General features: G+C 32.5%; 10 protein-coding genes. All 10 read right to left on the bottom strand.

What is annotated here, in order from left to right; genetic code table 11:
* Window position 1: 1 nt before the first annotated feature.
* The 10 genes from AC5SL0_RS06135 to AC5SL0_RS06180 are packed head-to-tail and all read right to left on the bottom strand — an operon-like array spanning window position 2 to window position 11716.
* Window positions 2-2905 carry a 2-oxoglutarate dehydrogenase E1 component gene (locus AC5SL0_RS06135; RefSeq protein WP_494618132.1) on the bottom strand — a complete coding sequence of 968 codons (2904 nt, stop codon included), beginning with the start codon at window positions 2903-2905 and terminating at the stop codon, window positions 2-4.
* 34 nt (window positions 2906-2939) lie between these two features.
* On the bottom strand, window positions 2940-3815 hold the full coding sequence (gene sucD / locus AC5SL0_RS06140; RefSeq protein ID WP_494618133.1) for a succinate--CoA ligase subunit alpha: 876 nt from the start codon (window positions 3813-3815) through the stop codon (window positions 2940-2942).
* A gap of 1 nt (window position 3816) precedes the next feature.
* On the bottom strand, window positions 3817-4977 hold the full coding sequence (sucC, locus tag AC5SL0_RS06145) for an ADP-forming succinate--CoA ligase subunit beta (RefSeq protein WP_494618134.1): 1161 nt from the start codon (window positions 4975-4977) through the stop codon (window positions 3817-3819).
* Window positions 4977-5939 (bottom strand): malate dehydrogenase, encoded by a 963-nt coding sequence (gene mdh, locus AC5SL0_RS06150; protein WP_494618135.1) that lies wholly within the window; start codon window positions 5937-5939, stop codon window positions 4977-4979. The genes sucC and mdh overlap by 1 nt, the downstream gene beginning before the upstream one ends.
* An 8-nt stretch (window positions 5940-5947) precedes the next feature.
* A complete protein-coding gene (locus tag AC5SL0_RS06155) occupies window positions 5948-7441 on the bottom strand; it encodes a CoA-acylating methylmalonate-semialdehyde dehydrogenase (protein WP_011281564.1) in 1494 nt (497 codons plus the stop codon).
* Window positions 7442-7465: 24 nt separating this feature from the next.
* Complete coding sequence (locus tag AC5SL0_RS06160) at window positions 7466-8239, bottom strand: succinate dehydrogenase iron-sulfur subunit (protein ID WP_011281565.1); 774 nt, start codon at window positions 8237-8239, stop codon at window positions 7466-7468.
* A complete protein-coding gene (sdhA, locus tag AC5SL0_RS06165) occupies window positions 8239-10011 on the bottom strand; it encodes a succinate dehydrogenase flavoprotein subunit (RefSeq protein WP_494576722.1) in 1773 nt (590 codons plus the stop codon). The genes AC5SL0_RS06160 and sdhA overlap by 1 nt, the downstream gene beginning before the upstream one ends.
* Complete coding sequence (gene sdhD, locus AC5SL0_RS06170; RefSeq protein ID WP_018413620.1) at window positions 10011-10337, bottom strand: succinate dehydrogenase, hydrophobic membrane anchor protein; 327 nt, start codon at window positions 10335-10337, stop codon at window positions 10011-10013. The genes sdhA and sdhD overlap by 1 nt, the downstream gene beginning before the upstream one ends.
* Before the next feature lies 1 nt (window position 10338).
* Window positions 10339-10722: a succinate dehydrogenase, cytochrome b556 subunit gene (gene sdhC / locus AC5SL0_RS06175; RefSeq protein ID WP_011281568.1), complete on the bottom strand. Its 384-nt coding sequence runs from the start codon at window positions 10720-10722 to the stop codon at window positions 10339-10341.
* Window positions 10715-11716: an aspartate-semialdehyde dehydrogenase gene (locus tag AC5SL0_RS06180; RefSeq protein WP_018413621.1), complete on the bottom strand. Its 1002-nt coding sequence runs from the start codon at window positions 11714-11716 to the stop codon at window positions 10715-10717. The genes sdhC and AC5SL0_RS06180 overlap by 8 nt, the downstream gene beginning before the upstream one ends.
* Window positions 11717-11735 lie beyond the last annotated feature (19 nt).

Genomic DNA, 11735 nt, shown 5'->3' on the forward strand with positions numbered 1-11735 from the left:
TTTATTCAAAAACCTTGTTAATAATTTCTTGCTGTTGTGAAATATGTCTTTTTGCAAACCCTGTAGCTGGAGACGCGTCTGGACTTCTTCCTATATAAGAAATTTCCTTATTATTAGCGTTAATAGTTTCTAATGTCCATTGTATATAATCTCTTACAGAAAACCATGCTCCCATATTTTTTGGTTCTTCCTGGCACCAATAAAATTTAGCATTTTTTGCATACTTTTTGATTTCTCTAACTAAACTTTTAACTGGAAAAGGATAAAGTTGTTCAACTCTGTACAACACTACATCGTCTTTTTTAAGTTTTTCTCTCGCTTCTAGTAGATCAAAATAAACTTTTCCTGAACATAAAATTACTTTTTTTATTTTTGAGCTTTCTTTTAATTTTATAAATCCATTTTCTTCATCTAGTGCGTGATCCCATAAGATTCTGTGAAAAAAAGTATCTTTATTAAAGTCTTCTATATTGGAAACACAATATTTATTTCTTAACAAAGATTTTGGTGTCATAATTATTAGAGGTTTTCTAAACTCTCTATGCATTTGACGTCTCAAAGCATGGTAATAATTTGCAGGTGTTGTGCAATTCAATACTTGTAAGTTATCATTTGCGCATAGTTGTAAAAATCTTTCTAGTCTTGCTGAAGAGTGTTCTGGTCCTTGGCCTTCATATCCATGAGGTAAAAGCATTACTAGCCCAGATGCTCTAGTCCATTTTCTTTCTCCTGATGCAATAAACTGATCAATAACTACTTGTGCTCCATTTGCAAAATCTCCAAATTGTGCTTCCCAAATAGTTAAAGTATTAGGTTCAACTAAACTATATCCATACTCAAAACCTAAAACTGCTAATTCTGATAAAAAACTATCAACTATTTCGTATCTCATTTGATTTTTTGAAATATTATTTAAAGGTATATATCTAGAGTTGTCTTCTTGATTCCTCAAAACTGAATGTCTTTGACTAAATGTTCCTCTACCAGAATCTTGTCCAACTAATCTTACTGGATAACCTTCTTCTAACAATGATCCAAATGCTAGTGCTTCAGCGGTTGACCAGTCAATACCTTTTCCATTAGATACCGATGCTTTCCTAGCGTCTAAAATTTTAACAATAGTTTTATGTAATTTTAATTTTTCTGGAGTTGCATTAATTTTTTCAGAAATTTCTAAAAGTTTTTGTTGATCATAGCCACTTACACCTCTTTTATCTTTTCCTTTTTCTGGTTTATATCTTGACCATGTTCCCTCATACCATTCTATTTTTGGTTTATAGTCTTTTGCATTTTTATATTGATCATCAAGCAAATTTTTAAAATCTGTTTTAAATTTACTTAACTCACTTTCTGAAAGTGTATTTTCATTTACTAATTTTTTCCCATACAGCTCAACTGGTGTGGGGTGAGACCTAATCTTTTTATACATCAATGGCTGTGTAAAAGAAGGTTCGTCTCCTTCATTATGTCCGAATCTTCTATAACAGATTAAATCAACCACTACGTCTCTATTAAATTTTAATCTAAATTCTGTTGCAATCCTTGTTGCATAAACAACTGCTTCTGGATCATCTCCATTCACATGAAGTATTGGAGCGTCTACCATTTTTGCAACATCAGATGGATATGGTGATGACCTTGCAAATCTTGGGCTTGTAGTAAAGCCTATTTGATTATTAACAATAATATGAATTGTTCCACCTGTGTTATGGCCTGGTAAACCAGACATGGCAAAACATTCAGCCACCACTCCTTGTCCAGCAAAGGCTGCATCTCCATGTATCAGAATTGGTATAACTTTATTTCTTTCTTTATCTTTGTGAAAAAATTGTTTTGCTCGAGTTTGTCCAAGTACCACAGGATTGACTGCCTCTAAATGTGAAGGGTTATCTGTAAGACTAACATGCACAGAATTGCCATCAAACTCTCTATTTGATGATGCTCCTAGATGGTATTTTACATCTCCTGCACCTTCTTCCCCTGATGTTTGAACATCTCCTGCAAATTCATTAAATATTCTTTTGTAAGATTTTTGTAATACATTTGCTAATACATTGAGTCTTCCTCGATGAGACATACCAATTTTGACTTCTTTAACTTCAGCTTGCCCACCAATTTTAATTATTTGTTCTAGCGCAGGTATTAAACCTTCTCCCCCATCTAAACCAAATCTTTTTGTTCCCACATATTTTTTATGTAAAAATTTTTCAAAACCTTCTGCTTGAATTAGTTTCATTAAAATAGCTTCTTTACCATTTTTTGTAAATTGAAGAGAGTTCTCATCTTGCTCAATTCTATCTCTAAGCCATTTTCTTTCTGTTGGGTTTGATATATGCATATATTCATAACCAATTGGACCACAGTAAGTTTTATTTAGGAAATTTAATATTTCTTTTATAGTAGAGTGTTCTTTATTAATTACACCATCTAAGTAAATTTTCTCATCATAATTTTCTTTTTTAAATCCATAATGCTCAGGATGAAGTTCATCTAGATATTCTGTTTCCATCATTCCTAGAGGATCAAGCTTAGCTAGTAAATGTCCTCTTTGTCTATATGCTCTAATTAATGCAACAGCTCTAATTGAGTTAATATTGCTTTTGACTAAATCTTTTGAATTAACTTTTGCAATGTTGCCTTCATTAGAAAGTTTTTTTTCGCCTTCTTCAGTCCTTTTTTCAACTTCATCAATATCAATTTTTTTTTTTATACTCCATGATGGACCATTAATTTCTTTGGCAATCATACTTAAATCTTCACTCATACCCTCAAAATAATTTTGCCAACTTTCAGGAAGATCTTTGTCTTTATTTATAAACTTTAAATACATTTGCTCTATAAATGCACTGTTAGACTTACTAAGAAATGAAGTTTTTTCGAATTCGAGATTTTTTGATGATGACATCTATTCTATTGATATAATATCAGATAAATAATTTTCAATTAGATAATTTATTAAATAATGATTTGCCAAGTTCTGATGGTGATTTTGCAATTGTAATTCCACATTCTTCCATCTTTTTTATCTTATCCTCTGCTCCGCCCTTACCACCTGAAATAATAGCTCCTGCATGACCCATTGTTCTTCCTGGAGGTGCTGTTATTCCAGCAACAAATCCAACCATAGGTTTTTTTATTTTATGGTTTTTAACAAATTCAGCTGCTTCTTCTTCAGCAGAACCGCCAATTTCACCAATCATAAGAATAGATTCCGTCTCAGCATCATTTAAAAATAAATCTAAACAATCAATAAAGTTTGTTCCATTTATCGGATCTCCACCAATTCCTATACAAGTAGATTGTCCTAATCCATTTTCAGTTGTTTGTGCAACTGCCTCATAGGTTAAAGTTCCAGATCTTGAAACAATTCCAACAGAACCTTTCTTGTGAATATTTCCAGGCATAATCCCAATCTTACATTCATCAGGAGTAATTATTCCTGGACAATTAGGTCCTATCAATCTGCTTTTTGAATTATTTAGCTTTTGTTTTACACGGAGCATATCTTGAATTGGTACACCTTCGGTAATACAAACTATAAGCTCAATTGATGCATCAATTGCTTCTATAATAGCTGCTGCTGCAAATTTTGCTGGCACATAAATCATAGTTGCATCAGCGCCAACTTCTTGTTTTGCTTCAGCTACAGTATTAAATACTGGACGGTCAAGATGTTTTTGTCCTCCCTTTTTTGGAGTAACTCCACCCACAAGATTAGTTCCATATTTTAATGCTTGTTCTGAATGAAAAGTTCCATGTGTACCTGTAAAACCTTGGCATATAACTTTTGTATTTTTATTAATCAAAACTGACATTCTATTTTATAGCCTTAACTATTTTTTTTGCAGCATCATCCAAATTTTCTGCTGAAATTAATTTTAATCCTGAATTATCTAAAATTTCTTTTCCTTCTTTAAAGTTTGTTCCTGCAAGTCTAACTACTAATGGAACACTTATATTTATTTCTTTGGCAGCATCAACAACGCCTTGAGCAAGTACATCACATCTCATAATTCCCCCAAAAATGTTTATTAGTATGCCTTTAACATTTTTGTCCGAAAGAATAATCTTAAGAGCAGCTGAAACTTTTTCTTTTGAAGCTCCTCCTCCAACATCTAAAAAGTTTGCTGGCTCTTCACCATATAATTTAATTATATCCATTGTTGCCATTGCAAGACCTGCTCCATTGACCATGCAGCCAATGCTTCCATCTAGCTTTATGTAAGCAAGATCGTGTTTACTCGCATCTATTTCTGCAGGATCTTCTTCATTTAAATCCCTAAGCTCGATTATTTCAGGATGTCTAAATAAAGCATTAGAGTCAAAATTAACTTTTGCATCTAAACAAATTATTTTTTTTTCTTTAGTTAATATTAGTGGGTTAACTTCAACCATGTTGGCGTCTGTGCCTAAAAACATTTTATATACTGATTTTATCAGCGCTATTGCTTGTTTTTTTGCATCATCTGCTAAAGCATAAATTGCAATTATTTTTTCACAGTCAGCATCAGAAATTTCATCAGTAATATCTATTTTAGTTGTTATAATTTTTTCTGGAGTTTTTTCTGCAACTTCTTCAATGTCCATTCCACCTTGATCGCTGGATATAAATACTATTTTTGAACTTGCTCTATCTACTAAACAAGATAAATAAAATTCTTTATCAATATTAGAGGACTCTTCTACATATAATCTTTTTACTTCTCTTCCTGCTGGGCCAGTTTGATGTGTTACGAGTGTTTTTCCAAGCAATTCTTTTGCAGCAACACTTAATTCATCAATTGTGTTTAAAATTTTTACACCTCCAGCTTTACCTCGTCCACCAGCATGAATTTGTGCTTTTAAAACAAATTTTTCTGTTTTTAATGATTTTGCTTTTTCAATCAACTCATCGACTGTAAAAGCAAAAACTCCTTCAGGAACTATCGCTCCATATTTTTTTAAAATTTGCTTGGCCTGGTGTTCGTGAATATTCATTATTTAGAAAGATCTGGATCTATTTTAGATGCAGCTTCCCATAATGCTTTCACAGCATCTATAGAGTGCATAAATTCTTTTTTTTCTTTTTCATCTAAATCTATTTGCTCTATTTTTTCAACACCATCTTTACCAATTATTACTGGTACACCAGCATAAATATTACTAACTCCATATTCACCATTTAAATGAACTGCACATGGAAGTAATTTTTTTTCATCTTTTAAATATGCTTCTGCCATTTGTACACCTGAAGCTGCTGGTGCATAAAATGCAGAACCTTTTTCTAGATATTTAACAATCTCAGCTCCTCCATCTCTAGTTCTTTGATTAATTTCTTCTAACCTTTCTGGAGATATTTTTCCTTCTTTAACTAAGTCTAATAATGGTTTACCTGAAACTTTTGTGAATCTTGGTAGGGGAACCATTGTGTCTCCATGACCTCCCATAACCATTGCTTCAATTTCTTTTACCGGAACATTAAGCTCTAGGGATAAAAATAATTTAAATCTTGAGCTGTCCAAAATTCCTGCCATTCCAACTACTTTATTTGCTGGTAAGCCTGAAAATTTTTGAAAGGCCATCACCATAACGTCTAGTGGATTTGTAATGCATATTACAAATGCATTGGGTGCATTTTTTTTAATGCCCTCTGCTACTTGTTTAATAATTTTTAGATTAATGCCCAATAAATCATCTCTGCTCATTCCTGGTTTTCTTGGAACTCCTGCAGTAATTATTATTACATCTGAGTCTTTTATATCTTCATAATTGTCTGTACCTGAAAATTTCACATTAAAACCATCAACAGAAGAAGATTGTGCTATATCTAAAGCTTTTCCTTTAGCTATCCCACTTGCAACATCAAAAAGTACCACCTCATCAGCTACTTCTTTGGTTCCTATTAAGTGAGCAAGAGTGCCCCCAATTTGACCTGCTCCTATTAAAGATATTTTTTTCATTTTTCTCCTTATTTCATTGTTGGCATGACGAATTCTGCATTAGATCTTATTCCAGAAGGCCATCTTGATGTTACTGTTTTAAGCTTTGTATAAAATTTAATTCCTTCAGCTCCGTGCATCGCACTATCTCCAAATAATGATCTTTTCCATCCACCAAAACTATGGAATGCCATTGGTACAGGTATTGGAACATTAATTCCAACCATACCAACTTGAATTTTACTAGCAAACGTTCTTCCAGCATCACCATCTCTTGTGTAAATGCTTACTCCATTACCATACTCATGGTCGTTAATTAATTTTGTTGCTTCTTCAAAAGTTTTAACTCTTATGACTGATAAAACGGGTCCAAATATTTCTTCTTTATAAATTCTCATATCCTTTTTAACGTGATCAAATAAACAACCCCCTATAAAAAAACCATTTTCATATCCTTGAAGTTTTATATTTCTTCCATCAACAACTAATTTAGCACCTTCTTCAACTCCAAGATCAACATAACTTTTTACTTTTTCTAAATGTTCTTTGGTAACTAGTGGACCCATCTCAGATGTTTTATCCATACCAGGTCCTACTTTTAATGCTTCAGCTTTTTTTGATAAACGAGCAACTAGCTCATCACCTATATCTCCTACAGCTACTGCTACTGATTGTGCCATACATCTCTCTCCTGCAGACCCATATGCAGCACCCATTAATCCATTTACCGCACCATCAAGGTCACAGTCAGGCATTACAACTAAATGATTTTTTGCACCACCTAAAGCTTGAACCCTTTTTTCATTTTTTGCAGAGTTTTCATAAATATATTTTGCAATTGGTGTTGAGCCTACAAAGCTTACAGCTTTGACATCTTTGTTTGTTAAAATCGCATCAACAGCTTCTTTATCTCCATTAACAACATTAAAAACACCATCTGGTAGTCCTGCTTCTGTTAGCAATTCTGCTAATCTTAGTGGGCAAGATGGATCTTTTTCTGACGGTTTTAAAATAAATGTATTTCCACATGCAATAGCAATAGGAAACATCCACATTGGCACCATTGCAGGAAAATTAAAAGGTGTAATTCCAGCAACAACTCCAAGTGGTTGTCGCATAGACCAACTATCTACATTTGTTCCTACATTTTCTGAAAATTCTCCTTTAAGTAAATGTGGAATACCACACGCAAATTCAACAACTTCTAGTCCTCTTGTTAAAGAACCTTTGGCATCTTCATAAACTTTCCCATGCTCTGAAACTATTAACTTTGTAAGTTCATCGGCATTTTTTTCTATTAACTCTTTAAATTTAAACATTACCCTTGCTCTTTGAAGTGAAGGTTTTAAAGACCAAGTTTCAAAAGCTTTTTGAGCTACTTCTACAGCTTTATCTAGATCAGTTTTACTGGCTAATCTTACCTCAGACTCTTGTTCACCAGTTGCTGGATTAAAAACTTTACTTTTTCTGTCAGAAGAGCCTGAAATTAGCTTTCCGCCAACAAAATGTTCTAATAAATTCATGAATGGTGTTATTTAAAGGGGTAATTAGCTTGTTGCAAGCATTTTTTTCAATTCAGCTATAGCTTTTGCTGGATTTAATCCCTTTGGACAAGCATTAGTACAATTCATAATAGTATGACATCTATAAAGTTTAAGCTCATCAGCTACTTTTTTTAATCTCTCTTTTTTTTCATCATCTCTACTATCAACTATCCATCTATAAGCCTGAAGTAAAACTGCAGGACCTAAATATTTATCACCATTCCACCAATAACTTGGACAAGATGTTGAGCAGCATGCACACATGATACATTCATATGCACCGTCTAATTTTACTCTATCTTCTTTAGTTTGTAATATCTCAGTGGTTTCAACTTTTGTATTTGTTTTTAGCCATGGCTCGATTGATTCATACTGTTTGTATAATCCACTTAAATCACCAATTAAATCTTTTTTAACTTTTAAATGAGGTAATGGATAAATATTTATATCACCTTCAATTTCTGAATGAGGTTTTGTACATGCTAAACCATTTTTACCATCCATATTCATTGCACAAGATCCACAAACTCCATGTGCACACGATCTACGATAAGCTAATGATGGGTCAATTTCGTTTTTAATTTTATTTAAAATATCTAATACTTTTGAAGGACAATTATCCATATCCACTTCATAGGTATCTACTCTTGGGTTTTCTCCATTTGAGGGATCCCATCTGTAAACATTTACTTTTCTAATATTTTTTGACCCAGTCTTATCTTGGTAATAGTTACCTTTTTGAACTTCTGAATTTTTAGGTAAATTTATTTGAACCACTAGTAAACTCTTTCTTGAGGTGGAAAGTATTGAACTTCATTTGTTAAAGTTGTTTTGGTAACTGGTCTATATCCAATTTTTGAATCTTTTCCATTGCACCAAGCAATAGTGTGTTGCATAAATTTTTCATCATCTCTTTTTGGGAAATCTTCTCTTGCATGCGCACCTCTACTCTCTTGTCTATTATAAGCAGAATCCACTGTTGTAATTGCTTGTCTTATCAAATTATCAAATTCCAATGTTTCCACTAAATCAGTATTGAAAACAAGTGACTTATCTTTTACAGAAATTGATTCCATTCCATCATATGCTTTTCTAATATTATCAACACCTTCTTTAAGCGTTTTTTCTGTTCTAAAAACAGCACACTTTGATTGCATAGTTTTTTGCATTGAAAGTCTAAGTTCTGCAGTACTATTTTCACCATTAGAGTTTCTTAATTTATCAAATCTTTCTAAACATTTTTCTGTTTCAGTCTCTCCTATATCCTCGTGTGGAGTTCCTGGTTTTACAAGTTCTGCAGCTCTCTTGGCTGCAGCTCTTCCAAATACAACTAGGTCAATTAAAGAATTAGATCCTAATCTATTTGCTCCATGAACAGAAACACAGGCAGCCTCACCAATTGCCATTAATCCTGGAACTGTTTCAGAATCATTTCCTGTTAATACTTCAGCTTTATAGTTTGTTGGGATACCTCCCATATTATAATGAACGGTGGGCACTACTGGTATTGGCTCCTTAGTTACATCAACATTTGCAAATAATCTTGCTGCTTCCGTTATTCCTGGAAGTCTACTTTCAATAATATTTTTGTCTAAATGACTTAAGTGTAAATGAACATGATCCTGTTCTTTACCCACACCTCTTCCTTCGTTAATCTCAATTGACATTGATCTACTTACTACATCTCTAGATGCTAAGTCTTTAGCTTTTGGTGCGTAACGCTCCATAAATCTTTCACCTTTTGAATTAACTAAATATCCACCTTCACCTCTAACACCTTCAGAAATTAAAGTTCCGTGCCCATAAATTCCTGTTGGGTGAAATTGTACAAATTCCATATCTTGTAATGGTAAGCCTGCTCTTAAAACCATTGCATTTCCATCTCCAGTACAAGTGTGTGCTGAAGTTGCAGAATAATAAGCTTTTCCGTAACCCCCTGTTGCAATTATTGTGCTGTGCGCTCTAAATCTATGAATTGTTCCATCATTTAAATTCCAAGCAATAAGACCTTTGCATTCACCATCCTTCATTAATAAATCTAAAGCAAAATATTCAATAAAAAATTCAGTGTTATGTTTTAAAGCTTGTCCATAAAGAGTATGAAGTATTGCGTGTCCAGTTCTATCTGCAGCTGCACATGTTCTTTGAACAATTCCATTACCATAATTTTTTGTCATTCCACCAAAAGGTCTTTGGTAAATTTTGCCATCATCAGTTCTGCTAAATGGAACTCCATATTTTTCTAACTCTATAACAGCAGCTGGAGCTTCTTTACAAAGATACTCAATACTATCTTGGTCACCTAACCAGTCAGCACCTTTAACAGTATCATACATATGCCAACGCCAATCATCTTCACCCATATTCCCTAAAGATGCAGAAATTCCTCCTTGAGCAGCTGAGGTATGACTTCTTGTTGGAAATACTTTTGAAATGCAGGCTGTCTTTAAACCAGCTTCACTTAAACCAACAGCAGCTCTTAGACCTGATCCTCCGGCACCAAGTACGATGACATCGTATTCGTGGTCTATTATTTTATATGAGCTCATTAGTTTAAATTCAATATTACAGTTATTGTTATAATTGGCATTATTATAGCAAAAATATTAAGTACTTTGTTTGCGGCATTTTTGATTTTTTCATTCTGAATATAATCTTCAAATACTTCGCTAATACTTAGGGCAGAAAAAAAGTAAGCAAATACTAGTGTTAAAGAAACTAAAATTTTAGATGGTTGAGTGGTAAAGAAATTAACAACCTCAATATAATCTTTATCAAAAATTGAAACTAAATTTAGAATAAACCAAATCATTAAAGGTACTAAAATTACTGAACTAATTTTCATGAACAGCCATTTTTTTGTTACAGAGTTCATTTTAAATAAAATTCCTTCCTAATAGATAAAATAGAATTGTAAAAAAAATAGATCCAAAAATTACAAATAAACCTGTAATCTTTGTGGTCTTTAGTTCAAAACCATAACCAAGATCCATTACTAAATGTCTTATTTCACTCAATACCTGAAAGCTAAAAGACCAAGTTAAACAAATAATAATAAATTTTCCAAAAATAGATTGCAAAAATAATTTTGTTAGATCGTAGCTAGATTCTCCTAACAACAAAGAAAATATCCACAAACAAATTACTGTTATTGCAAATATATTAACTATTCCTGTAATCCTATGAGAAATAGAAACCAAAGAAGATATGTGCCATCTATAAATTTGAATGTGTGGTGATAAAGGGTTGTTATTATCCATTATTCTTCCTAATTAAAAGCTCAGCTATTTCTACTGCATTCAGTGCAGCACCTCTTAATAAATTATCTGATACTATCCACATATTGAGTGTATTTTTTTTTGTTTTATCTTCTCTAATCCTAGAAATATAAGTTTCATTTTTACCTTCTGCCTCTAAAGGAGTAATGTAGCCTCCATCTTCTCTTTTATCATACACCTCACATCCCTCTGCACTATCTAATAAAGAGTGTATTGTTTGTAAGCTAAATGGTTTTTCAAATTCAATATTTACAGATTCAGCATGAGAAACTAGCACTGGAATTCTTACGCATGTTGCAGTTAGCTCAATTTTGTCATCTAAAATCTTTTTTGTTTCGTTAACCATCTTTAATTCTTCTTTTGTGTAACCATCATCTGCAAAAACATCTATGTGAGGAATTGCATTAAATGCAATTTGTTTAGTAAAATTTTTAGAATTTATTTTCTTTTTATCTAATGATAATTTAGTTTGTTCAATCAATTCATCCATTGATGCTTTACCACCACCAGATACAGATTGATAAGTTGATATAACTACTCTTTTTATATTAAATTCATCATGTAAGGGTTTTAGAGCTATTACCAATTGTGCTGTAGAACAGTTTGGATTAGCAATAATATTTTTTTTTAAAACATTAATTGCTTCTGGATTCACTTGTGGAACAATTAAAGGTACATCTTGATCCATTCTGAAAAAGCTAGAATTATCAATTACTGTAGTATGTTTTGCTGCTTTTTCTGCATATTTTTCTGATATTTTTCCACCAGCTGCAAAAAAGGTAATTTCAGCTTTTGAGAAATCATAAGTCTCTAAGTTAAAAATCTCATGCTCCTTACCATTAAAATTTACTTTTTGACCAGCACTCCTTGAAGAGGCAACTAAAAATAATTGGTCTATTGAAATTTTTTTCTGCTCTAATACTTCGAGCATTTTTCTTCCAACATTACCTGAGGCTCCTACAATTGCTATATTCATGATATTATTTTACTTTTAT

Source organism: Candidatus Pelagibacter sp. PS_16, assembly GCF_059417965.1.